Source organism: Sorangium sp. So ce131 (assembly GCF_051519095.1).
Classification (GTDB): domain Bacteria; phylum Myxococcota_A; class Polyangia; order Polyangiales; family Polyangiaceae; genus Sorangium.
In genome coordinates, this window is sequence record NZ_CP150455.1 from 10197684 (window position 1) to 10223630 (window position 25947).

17 protein-coding genes are annotated in these 25947 nt (G+C 71.5%); 10 read left to right on the forward strand and 7 right to left on the reverse strand.

What is annotated here, in order from left to right:
- Position 1 precedes the first annotated feature (1 nt).
- The 3 genes from WMF43_RS37025 to WMF43_RS37035 all read right to left on the reverse strand — a co-directional run bounded on the left by WMF43_RS37025 (position 2) and on the right by WMF43_RS37035 (position 2135).
- Positions 2–988: a cupin-like domain-containing protein gene (locus tag WMF43_RS37025; protein ID WP_437672083.1), complete on the reverse strand. Its 987-nt coding sequence runs from the start codon at positions 986–988 to the stop codon at positions 2–4.
- 70 nt (positions 989–1058) lie between these two features.
- On the reverse strand, positions 1059–1364 hold the full coding sequence (locus WMF43_RS37030) for a hypothetical protein (RefSeq protein WP_437672085.1): 306 nt from the start codon (positions 1362–1364) through the stop codon (positions 1059–1061).
- A 375-nt stretch (positions 1365–1739) separates the two neighbouring features.
- A complete protein-coding gene (locus tag WMF43_RS37035; protein ID WP_437672087.1) occupies positions 1740–2135 on the reverse strand; it encodes a GFA family protein in 396 nt (131 codons plus the stop codon).
- 253 nt (positions 2136–2388) lie between these two features.
- On the opposite strand from WMF43_RS37035, the gene WMF43_RS37040 reads away from it, so the two are divergent.
- Both WMF43_RS37040 and WMF43_RS37045 read left to right on the forward strand, forming a co-directional pair.
- On the forward strand, positions 2389–3141 hold the full coding sequence (locus tag WMF43_RS37040; RefSeq protein ID WP_437672089.1) for an AzlC family ABC transporter permease: 753 nt from the start codon (positions 2389–2391) through the stop codon (positions 3139–3141).
- Complete coding sequence (locus tag WMF43_RS37045) at positions 3138–3467, forward strand: AzlD domain-containing protein (protein ID WP_437672091.1); 330 nt, start codon at positions 3138–3140, stop codon at positions 3465–3467. The genes WMF43_RS37040 and WMF43_RS37045 overlap by 4 nt, the downstream gene beginning before the upstream one ends.
- A 14-nt stretch (positions 3468–3481) precedes the next feature.
- On the opposite strand, the gene WMF43_RS37050 is transcribed toward WMF43_RS37045, so the two are convergent.
- From WMF43_RS37050 to WMF43_RS37065, 4 genes are all read right to left on the reverse strand, one after another.
- Complete coding sequence (locus WMF43_RS37050; protein WP_437672093.1) at positions 3482–4852, reverse strand: cytochrome P450 family protein; 1371 nt, start codon at positions 4850–4852, stop codon at positions 3482–3484.
- Position 4853: 1 nt separating this feature from the next.
- Entirely contained in the window at positions 4854–5501 is a 648-nt protein-coding gene (locus tag WMF43_RS37055; protein ID WP_437672095.1) for a TetR/AcrR family transcriptional regulator, read from the reverse strand.
- Positions 5502–5783: 282 nt separating this feature from the next.
- Positions 5784–6176, reverse strand: a complete 393-nt coding sequence (locus WMF43_RS37060; protein ID WP_437672097.1) for a nitrile hydratase subunit alpha — start codon at positions 6174–6176, stop codon at positions 5784–5786.
- A gap of 23 nt (positions 6177–6199) precedes the next feature.
- The gene (locus WMF43_RS37065; RefSeq protein WP_437672099.1) at positions 6200–10534 is read right to left on the reverse strand and encodes a TOMM system kinase/cyclase fusion protein; all 4335 of its coding nucleotides are present in this window, start codon (positions 10532–10534) and stop codon (positions 6200–6202) included.
- Between the two features lie 340 nt (positions 10535–10874).
- Between WMF43_RS37065 and WMF43_RS37070 the strand changes: the two genes are divergently transcribed.
- The 8 genes from WMF43_RS37070 (at position 10875) to WMF43_RS37105 (ending at position 25812) form a co-directional block, all read left to right on the forward strand.
- Positions 10875–11990: an alpha/beta hydrolase gene (locus WMF43_RS37070; protein WP_437672101.1), complete on the forward strand. Its 1116-nt coding sequence runs from the start codon at positions 10875–10877 to the stop codon at positions 11988–11990.
- A 1077-nt stretch (positions 11991–13067) separates the two neighbouring features.
- A complete protein-coding gene (locus WMF43_RS37075; RefSeq protein ID WP_437672103.1) occupies positions 13068–13499 on the forward strand; it encodes a hypothetical protein in 432 nt (143 codons plus the stop codon).
- 100 nt (positions 13500–13599) lie between these two features.
- Positions 13600–13878: a hypothetical protein gene (locus WMF43_RS37080; RefSeq protein ID WP_437672105.1), complete on the forward strand. Its 279-nt coding sequence runs from the start codon at positions 13600–13602 to the stop codon at positions 13876–13878.
- 441 nt (positions 13879–14319) lie between these two features.
- The gene (locus WMF43_RS37085; RefSeq protein WP_437672106.1) at positions 14320–16329 is read left to right on the forward strand and encodes a CHAT domain-containing protein; all 2010 of its coding nucleotides are present in this window, start codon (positions 14320–14322) and stop codon (positions 16327–16329) included.
- Positions 16326–19976 carry an nSTAND1 domain-containing NTPase gene (locus WMF43_RS37090; protein ID WP_437672108.1) on the forward strand — a complete coding sequence of 1217 codons (3651 nt, stop codon included), beginning with the start codon at positions 16326–16328 and terminating at the stop codon, positions 19974–19976. The genes WMF43_RS37085 and WMF43_RS37090 overlap by 4 nt, the downstream gene beginning before the upstream one ends.
- Before the next feature lie 303 nt (positions 19977–20279).
- The gene (locus WMF43_RS37095) at positions 20280–22862 is read left to right on the forward strand and encodes a S8 family serine peptidase (protein ID WP_437672110.1); all 2583 of its coding nucleotides are present in this window, start codon (positions 20280–20282) and stop codon (positions 22860–22862) included.
- A gap of 179 nt (positions 22863–23041) precedes the next feature.
- Positions 23042–24058 (forward strand): aldo/keto reductase, encoded by a 1017-nt coding sequence (locus WMF43_RS37100; protein ID WP_437672111.1) that lies wholly within the window; start codon positions 23042–23044, stop codon positions 24056–24058.
- A gap of 284 nt (positions 24059–24342) precedes the next feature.
- A complete protein-coding gene (locus tag WMF43_RS37105; RefSeq protein ID WP_437672113.1) occupies positions 24343–25812 on the forward strand; it encodes a basic secretory protein-like protein in 1470 nt (489 codons plus the stop codon).
- Positions 25813–25947 lie beyond the last annotated feature (135 nt).

Consider the following 25947-nt stretch of genomic DNA (forward strand, 5'->3'; position numbering starts at 1 on the left):
GTTACACGATATTGCTCGGCCGGTACCAGTCGAAGTTGTTGGGGAACGGGAAGCTGTTGATCCCCAGGCTGATGCTGACGTCGAGCGCGCGGACGTGGTGCCACCAGCCGACCGGGATGAAGAGCGCCTCGCCCGGCTCGAGCACGACGTCCTTCACGAGCACCGGATCCATGGGGTCCCGCTCCGGGTCGCGGCCGGCGTACATCGCGCGCGCGCCCTCGAACAGCGACGTCTCGAACGGCGCGATCATGCGGTAACGCTTCCGGCCGTACACCTGGCCGAAGAGGATGTTGGAGGTGTCGTAATGCAGCGGCGTGACGGTCCCCGCAGGCCCGAGCCACAGGGCCGAGCTGCCGATAAGCCGCTGCATGGCGCAGTAGCCGTCCGGGAGCACCACGTCGTTCAGCAGTGAGCCCAGCCGCGTGCGCTCGAGGACGCGGTTGTTGGCGACCATGTAGAAGTCGTTCGTCTCCGCGCCCGCGGCCTCGACGCGCGCGACGAAATCGCGCAGCGGCGTGCTCTCGGTGTGCCGCGCGGCGTGCATGTCGTAATCGGGGTCGCTCTCCCGCCCCGTCGTGACGTCGACCGTGACGTCGCCGAAGTGCTCGGAGAGGTACGCCGGCGTCCACCGGCCGAACGCGGGCCAGCGGGTCACGACGTCGGTCAGGATGACCGGCGTGTTCCCGGCGACGAACACGTCGCGAAGCTCCGCCGCGGACACGCCGGAGCGCCGCGGGATCCCCGTCGGATCGAGCGCGGCCTGCGCCATCCTCTGCTGGAGCCGCACGAGCAGCTCGTGCCGCCGGGCCGCTCGGGCGAAGGGCCGGGCGGCGACGAAGATGGGCGAGCGCACGATCGCCGCGATGAGCTCCTTCGCCTGGGCGCTGCTCACGCCCGCGGCCTGGAGCTGCTCCGAGACCTGGCCCTCCTGCACGCCGCGCAAGAGGTTCTCCGTGGCCCAGCGCCACCATTCAGGTGCAACTTCCATCGCGCGATCCGGCTCGCCCATCTCAGACCTCATGACGCTCGAGAATGCATCGATGCGACGGGGAAATGACCTACTCGCACGGCGGCGGCATCGGCGGCGGCATCGGCGGGATGGGCCCATCGTCCTCGTCCGCCTCCTCCGCCGGCGGCGGCATCGGCGGGATGGGATCACCGCCCTCGTCCACCGGCGGATGCATCGGCGGGATGATCTCGCCTTCTTCATCCGGCGGCGGCATCGGGGGTGGCATCGGCGGGATGGGGTCGCCTTGCCCGTCCGGCGGCGGCATCGGCGGGATGATCTCGCCTTCCCCGTCCGGCGGCGGCATCGGCGGGATGATCTCGCCTTCCCCGTCCGGCGGCGGCATCGGCGGGATCACATCCGCGCTGCTTTCGCCACAGTCGCCCTCAATCTCACCTTGCGTGGTGCCCTGGTCGCCATCGTCCCCTTGTCCGGTGCCCGGCGAGACACAGGCGATCGAGAGGACGGCTGCGGCCGCCGCGGCAGTCCGGGACACCGCCCGGACCAGGGCCGGCGTTCGCGGCGGGGGAGTCGGCAGCGGCGATAACAAGGCCGCATCATCGAAGCGAGAGAACTCGGACATAGAACCTCCGCGATCACCCCAGTGCATAGCCGATGCCAGTGCCACGCCGCCGGAAGGCGCCCAGATCACCATCCCGCAGCGATCCCCGCTCGGGCCCCCCCGCCCCATTTGGCTCAAGGTGGCTCATCTGCCGTGTGCCGTGGTGTGCGACTACCGCGGATCCTCCACGTGCTGCGAGGTGCCCTCCAGCGCCGGGAGCCAGTGCTCGCGGCGTTTGATCCAGATCTCCTGTCCCGGGGCGAGATCCGTGGGCGCGTCGTCCAGACACCCCAGCTTGACCTCGACCTCGCCGTGCTCCTCCCGCAGCGAGAACAGCCGCGATCCGCACGTAGGGCAGAAGCTGCGCCCGTCCCAGCACCTCGTCTCGCCCTCGGTCTCGAAGCTCGCCCACGGCCACACCGCGTACGCCATGAAGACGCTGCCCGTCTCCTTCCGGCACGACGTGCAGTGGCACAGCCCCACGAGCGCGGGCTCGCCGCGGACTCGAAAGCGCACTGCCCCGCAGGAACAGCTGCCGTTACGGACGCGCTCGATCTCGGTTTGCATCTCTCTGCCTCCAGCCGGGGGCGCGCAGGACATGATAGTCCACGTCGGTCGAGCCCCGCGGCCTCCTACCACGGCCGCGGCGCCGCGCGGCTCTCCTCCTTCCTCTGCTCCCCTTCCCCCTCACCTCCTCACTCCCCCTTCGGCAGCGGCCGACTGCCCGCTCTCCGCCCGGCCGTGTGGAGCTCCACCGGGCCTCCACGAGGGGTCTTGACGCTCGCGCGCCGCTCGACTTCCTACCCCCCGAGCGCCGCGCATGCCGTTCTCCTCCTTCGCCCGCGCCACCGTGCTCCACCCCGAGTTCCGCCGCGGCGCGCGCGACATGCTGGCGCTGTCGTTCGGCATCGCCGCCTGGGGCCTCGTGACCGGCGTCGCGATGGTCAAGAGCGGGCTCGCGCCCCCGCTCGCAGCGCTGATGTCGGTCCTGGTCTTCGCCGGCAGCGCGCAGCTCGCCGCGATGCCGCTCATCACGTCGGGCGCGCCGATCTGGGTCGTCTGGGCCACGGCCACCTGCGTGAACCTGCGCTTCGTCATCTTCAGCGCGATGTGGCGGCCCTACTTCGCGCGCTTCCCGCGCTGGAAGCGGTGCCTGTTCGGCTACGTCAGCGGCGACCTCAACTACGTGGTGTTCATGAAGCGCTTCCCCGAGCCGACCCCGGCGCCCGAGCACGAGCCCTACTTCTGGGGCGGCGTCGCCACGAACTGGTCCGCCTGGCAGGGCTCCTCCCTCGCCGGCATCGCGCTCGCCAACGTCGTCCCGGTCGCGTGGGGCCTCGGCTTCGCCGGCGTGCTCGCGCTGCTCGGGATCACCTGCTCGCTGCTGCAGGACAGGGCCACCTGGCTGGCCGGCGGCACCGCCGCCACCGCCGCGGTCGCGGCCTATGCCCTGCCGCTGAAGCTCAACATCCTGCTCGCGATCGCCGCCGCCATCGCGGTCGGCCTCGGCGTCGAGGCGGCCGAACAGGCGCGGCGGCGCGCGCGCGAGCGCGCCGAGGAGGCCCGTCGATGAGCTCGTGGGAGACCGCCGTCACCATCGTCGGCCTCGCGTTGATCACGGTGTTCACCCGCAGCTTCTTCCTGTACCCCGACCAGGATCTCTCGATGCCCGGCTGGCTCCGGCGGGGCCTGCGCTACGCGCCCCTCGCGGCGCTGGTCGCCGTGATCGCGCCCGAGGTGCTGATGACGCAGGGGCACCTCATCGAGACCCTCAAGGACGCGCGGCTGCCCGCCACCGTCGCGGCCGGCGCCTACTACTTCTGGCGGCGCGACATCCTCGGCACCATCGTCACCGGCATGGCGGTGCTCCTCCCGCTGCGGCTCGGGCTGGGCTGGTAGGCGCACGCGCACCGTCAGAACAGCACGGGCAGCCGCCCTATCCCGCGCAGGAAGGAGTCGCCCCAGCGCACCTCGTCGGCGGGCACGGCGAGCCGGAGGTCCGGGAAGCGGCGGAAGAGCGTCTCGAAGGCGATCTGCCCCTCCATCCTCGCCAGCGGCGCGCCCACGCAGAGGTGGATTCCCTTGCCGAACGCGATGTGCCGATCGGCGTCGGGGCGGGAGATGTCGAACACCTCCGGGTCGGTGAAGCGCTCGGGATCCCGGTTGGCCGAGGCCAGGCCCACCATGATGGGCTCTCCCTTCGGGATGGCCGTCCCGCCGATCTCGAGATCCTCCTTGGCGATCCGCCGGCTGATGAAATCGACAGGACCCCAGCACCGCAACGTCTCCTCGACCACCCCCTTCACGAGCCCCGGATCCGCCTTGAACTTCGCCAGCTGGTCCGGATGGGTGAGCAGCCCGAAGACGCCGTTGCCGATCAGGTTCACGGTCGTGACGTGGCCCGCGAGGAACAGGATGAGGACCATCGACAGGACCTCGTCCTCGTCGAGCTTGTCGCCGTCCTCCTCGGCCCGGATGAGCTGGCTTATCATGTCGTCCGCAGGGCTCCTTCGCTTCTCCGCGAACAGGTCGCGCAGGTACGCGGTGAACCGCCGCATCCCCGACCGGGCCTCCTCGCTCAGCTCGCGGCCCCGGCGGTTCACGTTGAGCAGGTTCTCGGTCCACCCGCGCACCTGCTCCCGGTCCTCCCGCGGGATGCCGAGCATGTCGCAGATCACCGTGACCGGCAGCGGGTAAGCGAACGCCTTGATCAGCTCCATCGCGCGGTCCGGCGCCGCCTCGCCGCGCTCTTCGGCCGCGCGCGCGGCGTCGTCGAGGAGCTCCTCGGTGATCTGCTGGACGCGCGGCCGCAGCGCCTCCATCGCGCGCGCCGAGAAGCTCGGCTGGACGAGCTTGCGCAGCCGCCCGTGGTCCGGCGGGTCCGCGGTGAGGATGCTCCTCTCGAGCGGGCGCAGCTCCTCCGGCAGGGGGGGCAGCTTCTTCTTCTGCTCCGGGGTCATGGCCGAGCGCGGGTCGGCCGAGAAGCGGCTGTCGAGCAGCGCGGAGATCACCTGCTCGTACCGCGTGACGAAGAGGTGATCACGCGCCAGGAACTCGCGGAACTCGGGCGCTCCCTCGCCTTCTTTGCCCTCGAGGGAAAAGGACACGCGGACCACCGGCGCCTTCGCGCGCACCTCCGCGTAAGCGTCGTAGGAGACATGGGGGTCCAGGTGGAGCTTCGCGACGTCCGGCTGCGGCGCCTCCGCCGGCGAGGCGGCGCTGCCTCGCTCCGACCTCGGCTGCGCCAGCGTCTTTTGTGTTGCGTTCGACTCGTGCATTGTCATGTCAACCTCCCTCCTCGTCCTTGGGGTAGATTCTCAGGTTCCTGATCGCCGCTCCCGTGCGCGCGCCTGCCAGCACCACGTCCACGATCGCCGCGGCGTGCTCCTCGGTCAGCGGCTCATGCGTGAGCATGAGGAATGTGACGATGGGCGAATACACGAGCTCGACCACGAGCTCTGCGCTGGTCCCCTCGGGCAGCTCGCCGCGCGTGATCCCGCGCCGGATAGGCTCCATCCGCCGCGCATAATTCGCCGTCCTCAAGCTGCGCGCGATCTCCTCGACCTCCTGCTCGGCGCGCTCGCGCAGCATCATGCGCGTGACGCCCCGGCCGATGGGGGAGCTCGCCCACTCGGACATGCGCTGGATATGCTCCAGCAGATCTCCGCGCAGCGTCCCCGTGTCCGGCGGCGCCTGCTCGTCGGTGATCTGCCGCAGCGCCGCCGCCACGAGCGCGCTCTTCGTCGGCCAGCGCCGGTAGATCGTCGTCTTGTTCACCCCCGAGCGCACGGCCACCTCCTCGACGCGCAGCGCCGCATACCCCACGCGGCCCAGCTCTTCCGCCGTGGCCCTCAGGACGTCCGAGACGACCCTCGCGGCACGTCCACGCGTGTGGAGACCTTCGGTGCGGCGAGTGCTTCGCTCCGCGTTCATCTATTTTTGTGACCCTGACTACGTGAAGTCGCCGTATGGCAACTTCTAGTTGCAAATTAGCCCGCGCCGGCGGGATGGCAACCCCATGTTGCCAAAAAAAAACGTGTGCACCTCGAAGCGGGGCCGCGTCGCGCAGCAACGTTCGAGGAGATCCGGAGATATTCGCCTGAACGGAAACAGCCAGGCTACCGGGGATCCCGGTGAGGCTCGGCGATTCGGTGTGGGAGGGAAAGGGGGCGGGGCGTGTGTCAGCAGCCCCGGCCCGCTAGCCGCAGGGGTCCGCTAGCCGCAGGCGCAGAAGCACTTCGGGGTCGGCTTCGACGAGTGATCGCCCAGCACGACGAGCCCGTCCGCAAGGTCGTCCGGGGGCTTCGGCAGCCCGAGCGTCAGGGACTGCCCCGTCACCTTGGACGACGACGAGAAGACCGCCGGCGTGATGCTCACGTCCGGCAGCCTCTGCTCCGCGTCCGCGCGGTCGGCGACCTCGACGACCTTCAGGTCGAGGCCCGGCGGCACGGCGTACCCCACCTCCCCCATCGCGGCGCGGGCGTCGGCGAGGAGGCGCTTCTGGAAGTCAGGCTCCCTCCAGGCCTTGTTCACGGCCCTGAGCCAGGCGCTGGTCCAGAGGCTCCACCCCTCGAAAGCATCGTCCACACTGCCGGTATTCATGGTCATGGTCCTGTCTTCTCCGTGTTCGCTCACGCCGGGCCGCCGGCCAGCTCGCCGAGCAGCGCCCTCGCCTCGGTCAGCTCCGGCAGCGCGAGCCCTGGGCTGAACGCGCCCAGGCTCGTCGAGAGCAGCCCCCTCGCCTCCGCGGCGCGGCCTCCTGCCGCGAGCGCGCGGCACAACGCGACGGTCGCGCGCAGCTCGAACGCCCGGGCGCCTTGCGCGCGCGCGGCCTCCGCGGCCCTCCGGAAGCACGCCTCGGCGACGTCGGGGCCGGCGCCCCGCGCGAGCTGGCAGGCGCCCTGGAGGCGCAGGAGCTCCGGCAGGTAGAAGACCGTGCCGGTCTCCTCCACCTGGGCGACGCAGCGGTCCAGCCGCTCGAGCGCCGCGTCGTGCCGGCCGAGCGCGGACTCGATCTCGGCCAGGATCGAGCTCCAGTACGACCACCCCGAGCGCTGGCCCGCGGCCTCGACGAAGCCGAGCGCCTGCGACGCGCCCTCCAGGTCGGCGTCCGCCCAGGCCCGGACCAGGTTCCCGTAGGCGAGGTTGAACGGCATCGGCTGGCGGCTCGACAGCTCCCGGAGCCGGTCCGTGATCGCGATCGCGCGGCCGCGATCGCGGCGGTAGTGGTGCAGCGTCGCGAGGGCGAACAGCACCCCGCCGCTCGTCTGGGCGTGGCCGAGCGCGTCGATCCGCGCGAGCGCCAGCGCCTCGTGCTCCGCCGATCGCTCCGGATCGCCCATCATCCAGAGCAGCGAGCTCACCATGGCGTGGGCGGTCCCCGCGGGGTCCGACCCGTACGTGAACGCGTGGCCGCCGTGCGCCGCCGGATCGAAGATCGCGATGGCGCGCTCGCAGCAGGACCGCGCCCCGTCGAGCTGCCCCTCCGTGAACCGCAGGTGCGCGAGGACCGGGAGCACCGCCACCTGCCGCGCCGCGTCCCCGGCGCCCTCCGCGAGCGAGAGCAGCCGCTCGGCGACCCCGCGCGCCTCCGCGCGCCGGTTGCTCCCGTAATGCAGGAGCGCGATCGCCCAGAGCGTGGGGAACATCTCCTGCCGGTCGCCGAGCGCGTCGATCAGCGCCTGGGAGCGCTCGAGCGTCGCGGCGTACTCCGGCGACGTGAACCCCTTCGTCGCCATCAGCGCGGGCGTGATGATGCCGTTCATCGCGAGCTCCCGCTCCGCGCGCTCCCGCTCGTCCGCGACCGCGTCGAGCCACCCGATCGCCTGCCGCGCGTGCGCGATCGCCTCCGCGTTCGCCGAGCGCCCGAGCGCCGACGCCGCCGCGCGGTGCGCGTACCCGAGCGCCTGCCGGGTCTGCTCGGCCGCGCCGTGGTGGAGCGCCATGAGCTCCGGCCGCTCCTCCACGAGGTCCGGGCTCAGCCGCTCGAGCGCCTCGGCGATGCGCGCGTGCACCTCGCGCCGCGACCGCTTGAGCATCGAGTCGTACGCGGCGTCGCGGATCAGCGCGTGCTTGAAGAGGTACGCCGGGCTCCGGAGCCGCCGCTTGCGGTGCACGACGTCGGCGGCGATCAGGCGCTCGATGTCCTCCTGCACCGCGGCGCCGCCCTGCGGGCTCACGGCGGCGAGCAGATCGAAGGTGAACTCGCGCCCGATCGCGGCGGCCACCTGGGCCGTCGCCTTGGCCCGGCCCAGCCGGTCGAGGCGCGCCGTGAGCAGGTCCCGCAGCGTGCTCGGGATCTCGGCGCCCGACAGGGGCGCGGCGAGCGCGTAGCGGCCGTCCTGCTCGGCGAGCGCGCCGGAGTCGATCATCATGCGGACGAGCTCCTCGACGAAGAGCGGCACGCCGTCGGTGCGGCCCGCGACGGCCTCGATCACCTCGGGCGGCAGCGCGCGGCCCCCCGTGACCTTCGCGGCCATCTGCTCGATCTCGGGCCGCTCGAGGCGGCCGAGCTGGATCGGGAGCACCGCGGCGGACGACCACGCGGGCGAGCCCTCGGAGCGCGCGCAGAACACGGCCAGCAGGCGGGACGACGGCGCCTCGGCCACGAGCTGCTCGAGCAGCTCCAGGGTCGTCGGGTCGGCCCAGTGCAGGTCCTCGACCACGAGGACGACCGGCTCCCGCTCGGCCATCTCGAAGAGGAGCGAGAGGATCGCGTCGCGGGTCAGCTCCCGCTGCTTCTGCGGCGTCGCGTCGAGCGGGCGGAAGCGCTGCGGCAGCGGGATGGAGAGGAGGGAGGCGAAGAGGGGCATCGCCTCGGCGAGGTCGAAGCCGTGCCCGGAGAGCCACGCCTCCAGCCGCTCGGCGCTCGCCGCGCGGCCGGCGGAGCGGCCTGGATCGAGCAGCCGCTCGATCAGGTCGACGATCGGGTAGAGGGCGCTGTTCGCGGCGTCGGGCGCGCAGCGGCACTCGAGCCAGGTGTGCGCGTCGGCGCGGAGGCGCTCGCCGAGCTCGCGGACGAGGCGGGTCTTGCCGATGCCCGGCTCGCCCGTGACGAGCACGGCCTGGCCGGATCCGCTGCGCGCGCGGATCCAGCGCTCGAGCAGCGTGTCGAGCTCGCGCTTCCGGCCGACCAGGGGCGTCTGCGCGCCCGCGGCCGGCTCGCCCTCGGCGAGCTGGTAGACCTCGACGGACCCGCCGCCGTCGAGCGGCCGCACGCCGTCGGGCTCCAGCGCGAAGTGCCCGCGGAGCAGCCGATAGGCGTCCCCGCTGACGAGCACGCTGCCGGGCTGCGCGAGCGCGGAGAGCCGCGACGCGAGCTTCGGCGTGGTCCCGACGACGTACCCCGGCCCGGCGCTCGGCGACGGGCGCAGCTCGCGCGCGACCACCATGCCGGTGTGCACGCCGACGCGCAGGTCGACCCGCACCCCGCGCTCGGCCTCGCGGGCCGCGCTCTGCCGGCGGACGTCGGCCACCATGCGCAGGGCCGCGAGCGCCGCGCGCCGGGCGTCGTCCTCGCGCGCGCGCGGGTAGCCGAAGTAGAAGAGGCTCGCGTCGCCGAGCGCGCTCGCGGCGTGCCCCTCGAAGCGGCGGGCGATCTCGGCGCACGCCTCCTGCTGGAGGCCGACGATCTGGTCGAGCTCCTCGGCGTCGACCGCGCCGCGCCGGACGCTCGAGGCGGCGAGCGCGCAGCAGACGACGGTGATCTGCCGCCGCTCGCCCTCGATCAGCCCCTGGCTCGGCGTGCTCCCCGACGGCGGCGTGCCCCCGGGCGGCGTGCCCCCGGGCGGCGTGCCCCCGGGCGGCGGCGTACCCCTCGGCGGCGTGCCCTCGCGCAGCGTGCTTCCGGGCGGCGTGCCTCCGGGCGGCGCGGCTCCGGGCGGCGTGCCTCTGGGCGGCGCGCCTCCGGGCGGCGAGGCGCCGCCGCGGCCGCCGCCGCGAACCGCGCCCGCGCCGAGGTGGGGCGCGATGAGCGTGGGCTCGGGCGAGGCGATGTCGTGCTGCGTGGCGGCGTGCTGCGTGACCGCGGTGGCCCAGCCGATCGGCTGGTGCTCGCGCCCGAGGTCGAGCGGGGTGCGCACCTCGCTGAGGTCGCACGCCTCGAGCTCCCGGAGCAGGCCGTCGGTCGTGACGTCCCGCATGGCGGGCTCCTTGGCGGTCGCGCGCCGGAGCAGGCGCCCGAGCGGGTGGTCCGCGATCGCCGGCGGGATGGGGACCGGCTGCGGCGAGAGCTGATGGAACATGACCTCGGCGACGGTCTCCCCCTGCATGATGCGCTGGCCGGTCAGGCACTCGAGGAAGACGAGGCCCCAGGCGTAGAGGTCCGAGCTCGGCGTCAGCGTCAGGCCGCGGAGCTGCTCGGGCGAGGCGTAGGCGGGGGTGCCGATCGACTCGCTGGTCAGGGTGATCCGGGTCTCGTCGACGCTCGCGTCCTCGGTGAGGGTGCCGATGCCGAAGTCGAGCACGAGCACGTTCCGCCGCGCGCCCGTGGGGACCACCATGATGTTCGACGGCTTGAGGTCCCGGTGCACGACGCCCTGGGCGTGCGCGCACGCGAGGGCGTCGAGGAGCTGGAGCATGAAGTGCCGCGCCTCGACGGCGCTCAGGGCGCCCTCCTCCGCGATCACCTGCGCGAGGGTCTTGCCGGGGATGTACTCGAACACCGAGTACACCGCGCCGCCGTCGGCGCGGCCCGAGTCGAGGAGGCGGACGATGTTCGGGTGGTGCATCTGCCCGCAGAGCTGCATCTCCCGCTGGAACCGCGCGAGCCGCCGCGCGTCATCGGCCTGCCCGACGCGGTTTCCGTGCAGGCGCAGCAGCTTGACCGCCACCGGCTGGCCCGTGGCGACCTGTCGCGCCTTGTACACGACGCCGAAGCCCCCCTGACCGAGCTCCGCGAGGAGCTCATAACGAGTCTGAAATGCCTCGCCGAGCACGCTCGGCGTCTCGCAGGGGATCGTTCCCATCGCGTGACCTCATCGCAGGGGCAGGAGCTTCCTTATAAATACATGCGTTTCCGGACAGGCGGAAGCGGCAATACGTTCCGTCTTCGGCGGGAACGAGACTGTTGCCGGCGGTGACGAGACCGTTGCGGGCGGTGACGGGACCGTTGCTGGCGGTGACAAGACCGTCACCGGTGGGAACGAGGCCGGCGCCGGCGGGAACGGGGCCGGCGCCGGTGGGAACGAGGCCGGCGCCGGTGGGAACGAGGCCGGCGCCGGTGGGAACGGGATCGTCGCCGGCGGCAACGGACCGCGGGGGTCGTGTGAGCCCGCGCGGAGGCGCGGAGCCGTGTAGCCTGCAGCGGTGACGGCGACCTCCGGATTTCGTCCCGGCGCGAGGTGCCGCGTCGCGCTCGCGTTGGCCGGCGGGGCAGCCCTGGTGCCGCTCGGCGGCGCGCTCCTCGTGTTCGTGGGGGCCAACGGCGCGACCCTCTCGGCGCTCGCCCTCGCGTCGCTCCCCGTGCTGGTCGTGCTCCTGTGCTTCATCGCGCCGCGCGTCGGTCGCCGGCGCAGGCGGCGCGTCCTCCGCGCGGCGCTGGCGCTGTTCCTCGTCGACGCCGTGTACGTCGGCGCGCGCCTCGTCCGAGCCGCGCCCGGCGGCCCCGCCGTGCGGTACTGCGAGGAGGGCGATTGCACACGCGTGCCGCCGCTGCTCGCGCGCCTCGTCGACGAGGACGAGACGGCTCTCGCCGGGCTCGGCTTCGCGTCGATGACGGGCCTGATCGGGGGCGCCGAGGAGCGCGCGCTCGAGGCCCTGCTCCGGATTTCGTACGGAGAGCTCCGCGCCTCGCCGCGATTCGAGGGCTCGCCGAACGCCGCCCTCGTGGGAGCGTCCTCCGGGCAGGCGCGTGCCCTCGCCTGGGTGCCGCCCGGACGACCGAGCGCGCCTTGCCTCGTGTTCCTGCACGGCTTCGGCGGGCAACTCTCCATCTACCTGAGCGCCCTTGTCGATGCCGGCCTCGGTGACGAGTTCGTCATCGTCGCTCCCTTCCTGGATGCCGGGGCCCAGTGGTGGCGTCCGGAGGGGGAGGCCGCCGTGCGCGATCTGGTGGAGCATCACCTTCCCCCGAGCGCGGATCGGGGGCGTGTCTTCCTCGTGGGGTTGTCGAACGGGGCCATCGGCGCCGCGCGGCTCGCGCAACGGGGCGAGGTGCGGAGGCTGTTCCGGGGGGTGATCCTGCTCTCCGGAGCGGCGGAGGCGCAGGCGGCTGACCTCGCGGGGCTCGACGTGCTGGTGATCACGGGCGCGGAGGATCCGCGCTTCCCGCTCCGGGGGATCGAGCAGGATGCTGCGTCGTTCCGGGAGCGCGGCGCGGCGGTCGAGCTGGAGGTGCTCGCGGGAGACCATTTCGTGCTGCTCAGCGACAAACGCGCGGTCGCCGCCCGGATGCGCACGTGGCTGGAGCCCCGGAGCCGATGAGCCGGACGGGATGAGGCCACCCACAGCCCGCAACCTGGGTCGGGCCGCGTGGTCTGCCCCCCAGCTCGCGCTCCGCGCTGCGGTCCGCAGGGGTCTCGAGCGCCGCCGGGCGCTCTGCATTGCGGTCCGGAGGGGTTCCGACCCCCCTTCTGGCACAATTTCGAGACCACGAGCGGGGTTCTTGGCACAGAATTTCGCTCTGAAGTGCGAATTCTGGCACAGTTTGGCTCCTGAAGACGCTCTTCAGAGCGATCGCGAGGGGTCCGGACCCCGGTGTGTCGCAATGCATTGCGTTTGAGCCACTGTCCGACCCCCCTGATCTGGCACAGCTCAAGGTGGTCTGGCACAGGGCACGGCGCGCGACCGCAACCTGGGTCGGACCGCGCGACCGCGGCGACCGCAACCTGGGTCGGACCGCGCGACCGCGACCGCGACCGCAACCTGGGTCGGACCGCGCGCCCGGCTCGTTCTGAGCGAATCCGGCTCGACCCGGGTTGAGCCGACCCGACCCGGTTGAGGAGCGGTCCGGCAGGCCGGCGCGAGCACGACCCACACGCACGGAGGGCTCACGGCGCAGAGACTTACGGGTCTCGTTGCCTGATCGTTGCGAAATGTTGATTCGGGTCGGTTTCTCCTTCGCATACAGGGGCGTCATCGATGTACGGACCTGAGGGCCGCCTTGGTGTCTCGACACGTCGAGGTGTGTACGGCTGGCTTCACCAACGCATGCTGGATAGGACGACTGGTATCTGCTATCGCGCGGTCCCATGGGTCAACCTGACCAGTTTGCGAAGAGGACCTTCGCCGAGGAGACCGAGCGCATCACCGCGGGTGCAGCCAGGTGGCAGGATCCACCTGAAATCGGGCTCGAGAAGGTCCAGTGCGATGGCTTCCTCGTGATCCGCCGTCCGGACCTTCTCGTGCATCTTCCCGCTCCATGGCCGGAGGCGCAGGCTCACGACATACCTTCCAGCGTGGCTCGAGCAGACCCGCAACCCCGTTCGGTTCGCCCCCGGCTGCTATCGCGTCGAGCCGCTCGGCCGCCTTTTCCTGTGGATCGCGGCCAACGAGCTCCCGTTGCGCGACGATCTCGTGCCGTTCCTGGTCGCCCGGTCCGGTCGGGCGCTCGACGAGTTCGCCCGATGGGTGGCGCCGCGAAGGTCACCCCGGTGGGTGGCGGGCATGCTAACTTACCTGGCGATGTCGACGAGCGTACGCGAGGAGCTCATCTGGGGGATGGCTGGGACCGAGGACCCTGACATCGAGGCCCGGAAACAGCGAATCCTGGAGGTACTGCTCTCCACCTCGCCTCAGGTGGAGGAGCGGCTGATCGAGAAGGGACGCCTGACCGAGGCGCGTGCCGCCCTCCGCCGTGTGCTCGCGCGACGGCAGCTCGAGCTCAGCCCCGGGGACGAGGAGCGCATCGAGGCCTGCGGCGACCTTGCGACGATCGAGCGGTGGCACGACCAGGCGATCACCGCGGCAAGCACGTCCGAAGCGCTGCAGTAGCCCAGCGCCGCTGGCGCTCCGTATCCCGCTCCGGCGGTCGGGCGGTCGGGCGGCAGCCGAAGACCTGGCTGCATGGGCCAGAGAGCCGTAGGCTCTCCTCGTGAGCGATGACGCCAAACTTCGCGAGATTGCGTCCAGGTACGTCTGGTGGCAGGCGCCTGCGGTCACCCTCGCCCGCCCCCACCACTTTCTCTGCCAGGTGATGGCGCTCGGAACTGCGGAAGACGTGAGAACCGTGAGGCGCCTGCTGGGCGATCAGGCCTTGCTGGACGCGCTGGAGCACGCTCCCCCGGGCGTGATGGCCCCGAAGTCCTGGAACTATTGGCATCTCTTCTTCGGCCGGCGACCGCCGCCGCTGCCGGAGCGCCCGCTGCCTTGAAGCACCTGCTGCCCAGACTCGACGTGCTTCCGTTGGATCATCACGAGCTCGATCGCGAGCTCCCATGGCTTCGAGAGGGCGATGCATTGCAGGAAGAGGCCAACGCAAGGACGATGCTTGTCCGGTCCTCGGGGAAAACATGAAGCTCTCGTTGTTCGGGAAGATTACGTTCGGGCGGGTGGGCGAGCCGGAATCGACGGAGGGCGGGATCCTTCGCGTGGCGATCGCCGCGGCCAGCAGCGCCGGAGCGCTGTAGTATCCCGGCAACGGCGGTGCGCCGACCGCAGCCCGCGGCGGCCGCGTTGAAACCCTCCCGGGGTGCCCGGCCTGCCGCTCGCAAAATTAGCCCCAGACACGCCGAGCTCCATCTATCGTGCGTGTGGGCCATCCTCCCACCGGATCGGCCGGGGGCGCGCTCGAGTGCTTGGAGGCAGAGTCGGTATGCAAAAGCAGGGGGTCTCCAGCGTGTGGATGGAGGTCGAGCTCGCGCGTGACGGGGCCGAGCTCCGCGTCCGCGCGCGGGGCAGCCGGGAAGAGAGCACGTGGTCGCATCGACTCGCTCCCGAGCTGACGGCCGCCATCAGCCGCTTCACCGCCGCGGTGCGCGAGGCGGCCGGGCGGGAGCGCCCGCTCGAAGGCGATCTGCTGGCGCTCTCGCACGAGCTCCACCGCGCGCTCCTCCGCGACGAGGTCGCCGTCCTCCGGGCACGCCTGCACGAGGCTGCCGGGGGCGAGCCGGTGCTGCTCCGGCTCGCGATCTCCGAGGCGGTTCTGAAGGCCGTCCCCTGGGAGGCGCTCTGCGAGCCGAGCTCCGCCATGGGATTCTGGGGCAGCTCCCCGGACCTCCTTCCTGCACGGAGCGTGGCCACGAACGAGCCGTGGCAGCCGCGCGAGGTGCGAGGGGCCGTCAAGGTCCTCGCGGTCGCGCCCTCGGGCGGCGCCACGCTCGCTCGGCTGGAGGGCGCGCTCGGCGAGAGGATCGCGTCCGGCGAAGTCGAGTGGCGCGATCCCCTCGTCGGCGCCGCAGCCAACCTCGACCTCTTGCGCGAGCGCCTGCGCCGGGAGAGCCCGCATGTACTCCACTTCCTCGGGCACGGCCGCGTGCGGGACGGCATCCCCGAGATCCAGCTCGCCGATGCCCATGGCGAGCAGCAGTGGCTCCCGGCGGAGCTGCTCGGCCAGGACCTCAAGGCGAGCCTGCGCGGCGACCTCCGGCTTGTCGTGCTCGAGGCCTGCCAGGGGGCCCAGCCCGGCGCCTTCGCGAGCGCCGCGGAGGCCCTGGCGAGGTCCGGGGTAGACGCGGTGATCGGCCACCTGTGGCCGGTCGACGCCGAGGTGGCGCGGCGCTGCTCGGAGCAGCTCTACCGGGCGCTGGCCGGCCGGGACCAGGGCCGGGGCGACGTGGCGCGCAGCCTGAACCAGGCGCGCTGGGCCATCCTCGCAGGCTTCGGCGGCAGCGCCGAGGCGTTCTCGCCGGTGCTCTACCTCCGGGCTCCGCGCGCGGCGCTCTTCGACTTCGCCGGCCGGAACGTGGTGGAGCCGTCGCCGCCCCCTCCTCCCTCGCGCGGGGGAGCGCGCGCTGTCGATCCAGCGCTGGAGCGGCTCCGGCGCCGCCCCTTCTCGCTGGTGCTCGGGGATCACTTGAAATCGGAGCGCCCGGCGCTCGAGGGGTTTCGCGAGCGGCTCCTCAAGGAGCTCGACCGGGCTCCCGGCGCTGCGCCGCCCGGTCTGCCGATGAGCGCGCTGGCGCAGCGGTTCGCGCTCCGCTGCGGGGCCGACACGCTGGAGGCGGAGTTCCAGCACGTGTTCCGGGCCGCCGCCGCGATCCCGCCGCTCTTCGCGGCCCTCGCGCAGAGCCTCGGCCCCGGCGTACACACGACGCTGCTGCGCACGCCGGTGCTCGAGCAGGCCCTCGCCGAGCACCAGCCGGACCGGAATATCTACGCGATCCAGCCCGATCGGGAGAGCACGGTGGTCCTCCTCCGGGAGGCCGGGGGCGCGCGCTGGGAGCGGCTCTCCGGGCCCTCGCCGGCGATCGATCCCGAGGAGGACCTCGTGGTGCTGCGCCTCTACCGCGGCTTCCGGCCGGACGACGCCTTCTCTCCGCCGCTGCTCACGGAGGACGACTACCTCCTCGGCTTCCGCGAGCTCGAGAAGGCGCTGCCGCCCGAGTCGGCCGACGACATCCTCGACACGCTGGCGACCGAGCCCGCGCTGCTCATGGGGCTCTCGCTGCACCTCTGGGACCACCGGATGCTGCTGTACCGGCTCTTCGGCAAGCGCCCGCTCCCGCGCCGGAGCCTCGCCGTGGTCGAGCCCGAGGACGGCGAGCGCGAGCTCTGGGAGAAGGGCACGAGCCTGCCTGGCAAGGAGGGCGTCGCCGTGATCGAGGCGAGCGCCGAGGAGATCGGCGTGTGGCTCGGCGCGGGCGCGAACGGAGGCCGCCGATGAACCCCTTCCCCGGCCCGCGCCCGTACCGAGCCGAGGATCGGGCGCGCTTCCACGGTCGCGGCGATCAGGCGAAGAAGCTCGCGCGGCGGGTGCTCGCCCACCCGTGCGTCACGCTCTTCGGCCCCTCGGGCGCGGGCAAGTCGTCGCTCATGCAGGCCGCGGTGATCCCGGTGCTCGCCGAGGAGCACGCGTTCCGCGCGGTGCGCGTCGACGGCTGGCCGCCCGGCGAGGCGCCGGTGCCATGGCTCGTGCGCGCGATCTTCGCGGCGCTCGATCTGGGTGAGGCGCCCGCGGATCTGGGCTCTTCGGGGCGGGCTATCGATGCGCTCGACCAGGCATTGGGTCTGGCGGAGCAGCGCTCGGATCGGCCGATCCTGATCTACCTCGACCAGCTCGAGCAGGTCCTCTTCCCGGGGCGGAGCGTGGACGAGGCGAGGGCGCTCGTCGAGGCGGTCGATCGGATGGCCAACAAGCGGCTCCGGGGCCTGCAGGTGGTGGTGTCGCTGCGAGAGGACTACCTCGGACGCCTCCGCGATCGGGCGCGCGGCCGGCGCGAGCTGCTCGATCACGGCTTCCGCCTGGGTCCGCTGACGGTCGCCGAGATGACGAGGGCCGTATGCGAGGCCGCGGCCGAGGCGGGGCAGGCGTGGGACGCGGCGCACGTCCGCAAGCTCATGCTGCACGTGCGGACGCCGGGGCAGATCGAGGCGGACGAGGCCGAGGTGCAGGCGGCCTTCGGCCAGATCGTATGCCGCGCGCTCTGGGAGCGGCGGGCGGGCGGCCAGGCGGGCGCCGCAGGGGCCAAGGACGCCGAGGAGATCGTGCACCGGTACCTGGACGAGACACTGGAGGAGCTCGGGCCGAGGAGGGAGGCGGCGCAGCGCTTCCTGGAGGAGCACCTGGTCGATCCGGAGGGGAACCGGACGCTGCTCACGGAGCAGGAGGCGCGCGGGGCGCTGCCGACGGGGGATGCGGAGAGCGTGCTCGAGCACCTCCAGCGAGCGGCGGTGCTTCAGGCCGAGGCGCATCATGGAAGCCGGTACTTCGAGCTCGGGCACGACTGGCTGGCGAAGAGGGTGTTCGAGCGGAGGAAGGAGCGAACGCGGCAGGAGGAGCAGGCCCGGGCGCAGAAGGCGCAGCGGACGCTGATCGGGATAACGACAGCAGCGGTCGCGGTGGCGGTCGTGATGGGCGCGCTCTTGGTCTGGGCGCTAACACTTAAGAGAGAGGCTGAGGCGCAGAGGCGAGCCGCCGAAAAGGCAGAGGAGCAGGCGGTAGCGCAGCAGCAGGCCGCCGAAAAGGCAGAGGCGCGAGCGGTGGCGCAGCGGATCGCGGCGCGCGATGCCTCGGCGATGTCCGGGATCCGGGAGCTCATGGCGCGGGGCGAGTCGCTGTGGGCGCGGATGCTGCCGCTCGAGGTGCAGCGTCCGGCCGAGCAGCGGGCGTGGTTGGAACTCACAATGGAGCTCTTGGACGAGACACCCTTCAACGCGACGCTCCGCCAGGCGGGTCTATTGCTAAGCGCTCAGTTCAGCCCGGATGGGAAGCGCGTCGTCACCGCGTCCGCAGACAACACCGCGCGGGTCTGGGAGCTCGACGGCTCGGGCAGATTCATCGACCTCAAAGGGCACGCGGCCCTGGTCTGGTCTGCGGAGTTCAGCCCGGATGGGAAGCGCGTCGTCACCGCGTCCGCAGACAACACCGCGCGGGTCTGGGAGCTCGACGGCTCGGGCAGATTCATCGACCTCAAAGGGCACGCGGCCCTGGTCTGGTCTGCGGAGTTCAGCTCGGATGGAAAGCGCGTCGTCACCGCGTCCGCAGACAAGACCGCGCGGGTCTGGGAGCTCGACGGCTCGGGCAGATTCACCGTTCTCAAAGGGCACGCGGCCCCGGTCCGGTCTGCGGAGTTCAGCCCGGATGGAAAGCGCGTCATCACCGCGTCAGAGGACAAGACTGCGCGGGTCTGGGAGCTCGACGGCTCAGGCAAATTCACCGACCTCAAAGGGCACGCGGACGGGGTCTGGTCTGCGGCGTTCAGTCCGGATGGAAAGCGCATCGTCACCGCATCCTGGGACAAGACCGCGCGGGTCTGGGAGCTCGACGGCTCGGGCAAATTCACCGTTCTCAAAGGGCACGCGGCCCCGGTCCGGTCTGCGGAGTTCAGCCCGGATGGGAAGCGCGTCGTCACCGCGTCCGATGACAAGACCGCGCGGGTCTGGGAGCTCGACGGCTCAGGCAAATTCACCGACCTCAATGGGCACGCGGACGGGGTCTGGTCTGCGGCGTTCAGCCCGGATGGGAAGCGCGTCGTCACCGCATCCTGGGACAAGACCGCGCGGGTCTGGGAGCTCGACGGCTCAGGCAAATTCACCGACCTCGAAGGGCACGCGGCCAAGGTCTGGTCTGCGGCGTTCAGCCCGGATGGGAAGCGCGTCGTCACCGCGTCCGCTGACAAGACCGCGCGGGTCTGGGAGCTCGACGGCTCGGGCAAATTCACCGTTCTCAAAGGGCACGCGGCCAAGGTCTGGTCTGCGACGTTCAGCCCGGATGGGAAGCGCGTCGTCACCGCATCCTGGGACAAGACCGCGCGGGTCTGGGAGCTCGACGGCTCAGGCAAATTCATCGACCTCGAAGGGCACGCGGCCAAGGTCTGGTCTGCGACGTTCAGCCCGGATGGGAAGCGCGTCGTCACCGCGTCCACTGACAAGACCGCGCGGGTCTGGGAGCTCGACGGCTCGGGCAAATTCATCGACCTCGAAGGACACACGGCCGAGGTCATGTCTGCGACGTTCAGCCCGGATGGGAAGCGCGTCGTCACCGCGTCCGATGACAACACCGCGCGGGTCTGGGAGCTCGACGGCTCGGGCAAATCCATCGACCTCGAAGGACACACGGCCGAGGTCATGTCTGCGACGTTCAGCCCGGATGGGAAGCGCGTCGTCACCGCGTCCGCTGACAACACCGCGCGGGTCTGGGAGCTCGACGGTTCGGGCAAATTCATCGACCTCAAAGGACACGCGGACGGGGTCTGGTCTGCGACGTTCAGCCCGGATGGACAGCGCGTCGTCACCGCGTCCGATGACAACACCGCGCGGGTCTGGGAGCTCGACGGCTCGGGCAGATTCATCGACCTCAAAGGGCACGCGGCCAAGGTCATGTCTGCGGCGTTCAACCCGGATGGGAAGCGCGTCGTCACCGCGTCCGCTGACATGACCGCGCGGGTCTGGGAGCTCGACGGCTCAGGCAAATTCAACGAGCTCAAAGGGCACGCGGCCGCTGTCTGGTCTGCGGCGTTCAGCCCGGATGGACAGCGCGTCGTCACCGCGTCCGATGACAACACCGCGCGGGTTTGGGAGCTCGACGGCTCAGGCAAATTCAACGAGCTCAAAGGGCACGCGGCCGCTGTCTGGTCTGCGGCGTTCAGCCCGGATGGACAGCGCGTCGTCACCGCGTCCGATGACAACACCGCGCGGGTGTGGCCGGTGACCATCAAGGCGCTTCAGGAGCTTCTTCGCACTACGAGCCCCGGCTGTCTCCCTGCCTACATGCGCCAGACCTACCTGGCCGAGACCGACACCGAGGCCAAGGAGGCCTATGAATCCTGCGAGCGCTCGCGCTCGCCCAACGCGGCCGCCCCCGATCCTTGATGGACACGCTTCGGCCCCCCTGAACCTGCCGGCCGCGCCACCCGATGCGCGTCGAAGGATCCTAAGAGCCCCCGGGGAACTCCGTCGCGCGCCCATGCTCACTACCGACGAGCACGGCGTTGATGCAATGCAGCACGAGCGCCCTGTTCTGTGTCGTAAGCGCCTCGACCTCCGTCGGGCGCTCACCTCCGAGGCCGCGGCGCGTGTTGCGTGCTCCTGCGTTGTGCCCGCACGTTACGGCTGCGTACGATTCCCTGAAGGATGGCCCCCTCCCGCGGCATCCAGGTGAAAGGGAACCCGCCCATGCCCAGGCTCCGACTCCCGCTTCGCGCTTCCCTCGCCGCCCCCCTCCTCGCGGCCCTCTCGATCAGCGCAGGCGCCTCGGCCGCCCCGCCCGCGGCGCGCGCCCTGGCCGCCCTCCCCGCGCCGCACGCCGCCGTCGCGGGCGGCCTCCCCCTCGCCTTCGCCCCGCGCCCCGCCGCCGACGGCTCCGGCCGCATGCTCCCCGCCGCCGCCACCGCGCCCGTCGTCCTGCGTTTCGCCTCGCCGCCGACCGCCGCCGACATCGCCGCGCTACGAACCGCCGGCGTCTCGGTGCGCCTCGACGAGGCCGGCGCGCCCATCACCTTCGGCCGTCACCTCCTCGCCGAGGTCTCCGCCGAGGCCGCCGCCGCAGCCGCGACGCTGCCGCGCGTCGAGGAGATCCGGCACGACGGCCCGGTGTTCCCGCCGCCACGCCCCCTCGACGAGACCGCCGCCGAGGTCGAGGCCCCCGATGTCTGGGGAACCCGCACCGACGCCGGGATACCACTCGCCGGCGCCGGGATGACGATCTGCGATATCGACAGCGGCATCGACGTCTTCCACCCGCTCTTCTTCCGCGCCGACGGCGGCGCACACGACTGGATCGACGTCGACCAGAACGGCACCTTCTCCCCGGGCGTCGACGGCGTCGACCTCGACGGCGACGGCGCCGTGGACCCCCTCCGGGTCCAGGACAGCCTCGTCCAGGATTACTGGGACGACTCGCCGCCCCTCGACTCCGACGACCCCGGGTTCGCGCCGGGGCTGGATTTCCTCTACGCCGACACGAACGATAACCAGGCCCGGGACTACGGTCCCGACGCCGGCTTCACCGAGGCGGACCCGACCTACGGCGAGCGCCTCTTCGTCGCCGACGACGTGAACCGCAACGGCCGGCTCGATCTCGGCGAGAAGGTCGTGGCGCTGGGCACGAGCAAGGTCAGCGCATTCCGCCTGAACCGCAGGACGTACCGGCGCGGCACCAACCTGATCGACGTGCCCGTGGGCGAGAGCTTCTCGCACGGCACCGGCGCCGCCGGCGTGTTCGCGGCCGGCGCGCGCGGCCTCACCCGCCTCGTCGGCATCGCCCCCGAGGCCGATCTCGTCATGGCCACCGACGAACAAGGCACCTCCGAGGTGACGATGACCCACTTCTGCATCCGCCAGGGGGCCCGGGTGGTGCTCCACGAGTACGCCCCGTGGGTCGGATATCACCTCGACGGGTCGAGCCCCATGGAGGCGCTGATCGACGAGACCGCCACGAAGAAGGACGGCTCCAGCGTCGTCCACATCAATCCGGCCGGGAACCTCTCCACGTCGAAGAAGCTCTCGGTGCGGCCTGTCCAGGCCGGCGCCGAGACGGCCGTCCCCATCGTGGTGCCGGAAACCGAGGAGTACCGGCTGTTCGGCGCCTCCTTCCTCTGGCGCGACGAGGCCCGCCCCCTCGCGCTCACGCTCGAGGATCCGACCGGCCTCGCCGTCCCGCTGCCCGAGTACGGCGCCGCTTACGCCGAGTGGCACGACGGGTTCGAGATCTATGTCGAGCGCGCGATCTCCGAGCGGGGGACCGCCCTCGTCACGGTCTACGTCTTCTCGCCGGAGGGCGATCCGGTGCCGAGCGGCACCTGGACGCTGCGGGTGACCGATACCTCCGAGGCCGGCACGCCGGATCTCCCGTTCGTCGCCTATGTGCTCGACGACGTCTCGGGCTGGGGACAGGGGATCCATTTCCCCGACTTCGAGAGCGAGGAGCACCTGATCGGGTATCCGGGCACCGCCGATCACGGCCTCGCCGTCGCCGCCTCCACCGGCCACGGCTGGTACGGCGGCACCCCGGGCGAGCGCGCCTTCTACTCCGGCCGCGGCCACCGCATCGACGGCGAGAGCATCCTCTGGGTCACGGCCCCCGACGACCCGATCTCCGCCAAGGTCGGCGGCAACCTGGCCATCTTCGGCGGGACGTCGGGCGCGAGCCCGCATGTCGCCGGCGCGGCGGCGCTGCTCCTCCAGGCCAACCCGATGTGGTCCGGCGACGACGTGAAGCAGGCCATCGCCCGTGGCGCGCTGTTCGAGGGCGACAAGGCGCCGGACGACGACATCGGCTGGGGCAAGCTCCGCATCTACCAGAGCCTTTACGGCGAGCCGCCCCCCGGCGGCTCCGCCCCGTCGGTCTGGGTGCCCCGCGTCCAGGCCACCGTCGGAGAGGAGGCCGAGCTCGCGATCCACGCGAGCGACGGGGACGAGCCCGCGTCGGCGCTCCTCCTCGACGTCGATCGCGAGTACGACGGCACCTACGAGGAGCGACTCTCGTCTCCATCGCTCCGGGTCCGGTACGACGCGGAGGGCACCTATCGCGTGAAGGTGCGCGTCACCGACAGCACCGGGCGCGAGGCCGCGGCCCTGGCCTTCATCGACGTGACCGCCCGGGTGGAGCCGCCCGCGCCCGAGAACGAGCCCGTAAGCCCGCCCGAGGACCGCGACACCGGGTGCGGTTGCTCGACCCCGGCGTCCCCGGGCCTCGCGTCCCCGGCCGCGCTCGGGGTGCTCGGGCTCCTCCTGCTGTCGCGGCGGCGGCGACGATAACGGCCAAGCCACGTTCCTGGGGACATCGCCGGCTGCTGCCAGAGCAGCAACCCTGCTCGGGCGCTGCTGAACCACGAGCACCAGCGCCGCGCCGACGACAGGCCGGGGCGCCAGGTACACAAGTTGCTGTACCGGGCGGCTTCACCGCGGCTTCACTTCATCCGTCACCCAGGAGAGACATGAACTATCGCCTGCTCGGAAGGACCGGCATCCACGTCAGTCCACTCACGCTCGGCTGCATGATGTTCGGCGGTCGCACGAACGCGGAGGACTCTTACGCGATCATCGACCGCGCCATCGAGGTCGGGATCAACCTGCTCGACACGGCCAACGTCTACAACGACGGGCGCAGCGAGGAGATCGTCGGCGACGCCCTGCGCCGGAACGGGCACCGCCACCACATCGTGCTGGCGACCAAGGTGCACGGGAACATGCACAAGGGCGACGGGCTCGATCCGAACCGCGCGGGCAACAGCCGCCGGCAGATCATCGAGCAGTGCGAGGCGTCGCTGCGGCGCCTGAAGACCGACTGGATCGACCTCTACCAGATCCACCGGCCGCAGCCCGAGTGTCCCATCGACGAGACGCTGCGCGCGCTCGACGATCTCGTCCGGAGCGGCAAGGTCCGCTACATCGGCTCGAGCACGTTCGCCGCCTGGCAGGTCGTCGAGTCGCTCTGGGTGTCCAAGGAGTATGGCCTCAACCGCTTCGTCACCGAGCAGCCGCCCTACAACCTGCTCGACCGGCGCATCGAGCGCGAGCTCATCCCGGCCTGCAAGAGCTACGGCTTCGGCATCCTGCCCTGGAGCCCGCTCGCGGGCGGCTTCCTCTCCGGCAAGTACCGGCGCGACGGCAAGCAGCCCGAGGGCCGCTTCGCCGACGGCACCCACCAGCGCGCGCCGGCGCTGCTCGGCAGCCAGCGCGCGTTCGACGTGGTCGAGGCGCTCCGGAAGATCGCGACCGAGAGGGGCTTCACCCTCAGCCAGCTCGCGGTCGCGTGGACGGCCCAGCAGCCCGGGATCACGAGCCCGATCATCGGGCCGCGCACGCGCGAGCAGCTCGAGGACAACCTCGGCTCGCTGGAGCTCAAGCTCGGGCCCGAGGACCTCGCGCGGATCGATGCCATCAGCCCGCCGGGCGACGTGGTGGTCCCGTTCTACCAGGCGTCCTTCGGCCCCCACGAGCTGCGCTGGTAGAAGAGCGCGCGCCGCCGGAGGCGGGGCGGGCCCCCGCGCGCCCACCGCAAGCGCGCGCGGGGCCCGCCCCGGCACCGCGCGGGGCGCGGGGCGCGGGGCGCGGGGCGCGGGGAGAACACGTCCAGGTACGACTTTGTGAAGAATCGTTTGGCGTGAGGTCATTCAGCGGCGCGAGGGAACCGGACGCGCTAACTCCCGTCCTCGTGTGACCATGACGAGAGCCCATAGGAGCCATCCGCTCCGAGGCGACGTGCTCTCTGCATCCCCACAGAGGTGAACACGAGATGATGAATTCTTACGGCATCCGCAAGCTGCTGGGCCAGGGAAGTCTCCTGCTGACGTGCTGGGCGCTGGGCGCCTGCACCGTGGCCGACGGCTCTTATGAGAACGAAGAGCTGGTCGAGACCGCCGAGCTCGAGCTGACGCAACAGGAGATCGTCTTCGGCTTCGAGAACACGACCAGCTGGACGGTGTCGTCCGGGACCGTCTCGTCGTCGACGAACCACTCCGAAGGCACGGCCGCGCTCGGCCTGCGGAATTTCACGTACTCGGAGCTGACCTCGCCCGCGCTCTCCACCCTCTCGGGCGTCACCGACCAGCTGGCGCTCGACATCCGGCTCCCCTCGAGCCCGGCCTGGGGTCAAGTCCAGGTGTACGTGAGCAGCACGACGCTTGGACTGAACAGCACCTGGGTGGGTCAAGCCTCGCTGCAGGGCCTGCCGGCGAACACGTGGAACACGCTGACGTTCGCGGTGCCGTCGTCGGTCAAGACCGCGCTCCAGGGCAGCTACTCGGACCTCCGGATCAAGCTGACGATCAACGCGCCGTCGTCGAGCTCGGACACCGTGCTCGATCACCTGCACTTCGTGGGCACGTCCACGCCGGCCTGCGGTAATGGCAGCCCCTATACCCTCAACGTCACCACCCTCCCGGGCTTCGACCAGTCCATCCTGGACGACATGCAGTGCACGTTCTTCGCGGTGTACCCGCAGCTCGTGCAGCGCTTCAACACCTCCGCGCCCACCTCGGTGGGGATGATCATCACGGACGATCCCGGCGTCGCCTGGGCGAGCGGCGGCAACACGTACTACAACCGGCAGGGCAGGCTCGATAACCCGGAGGACACGGACGTGGTCGTGCACGAGATCATGCACGTCGTGCAGGGCGGGTACTCGGGCGTGGTCCCCGGCTGGATCATCGAGGGGACCGCCGACTACGTGCGCGACGCCTACGGCCTCAACAACGCGGCCGCGGGCTGGTCGATCCCGAGCGGATGGACCTACGGCGCGCATTACCTGTTCGGCTACGGCGACGCGGCGGCCTTCTTCAAGTGGATCGACGCGACGTACCGCGTGGGCCAGGCGCCGGTGGTCGACGCCCTCGACGACATCCTGCGCGCCGGCACGTACTCGAGCCAGACGTGGGTCAACCTGACCGGCTTCACCGTGGAAGCCCTGTGGCGGCAGTACTCGAACAACCAGGCGCCGCTGCCGGCGACCTCGGGGATCACCGTCTATGAGAACGCGGGCTTCGGCGGCAGGGCGGTCGTGCTGGACCGCGGGACGTACAACGTGAGCGACCTCGGCGCCCGCGCGGTCGGGAACGACTGGATCTCCTCGATCCAGGTCCCCGCCGGCTACACGGTCACGGTGTACCCCCACTCGCCGTTCTCCGGCACGCCGACCGTGTTCACGGCCAACGCGGCGTCCCTCGGCGCTCTGGACGATCAGATCTCCTCCATCGTCGTCCAGTGACGGTCCGGAGCCGCCCGGCTCCGGCGGTCCTGTGAAGGCGACCCCGCGCCCCGTGGGGGAGGGCGCGGGGGCGCGGGGGCGCGCGCGCCCGGCAACTCGGCTACTTTCGTGGGGTCCCCTGAGCCGTGGGCCGCG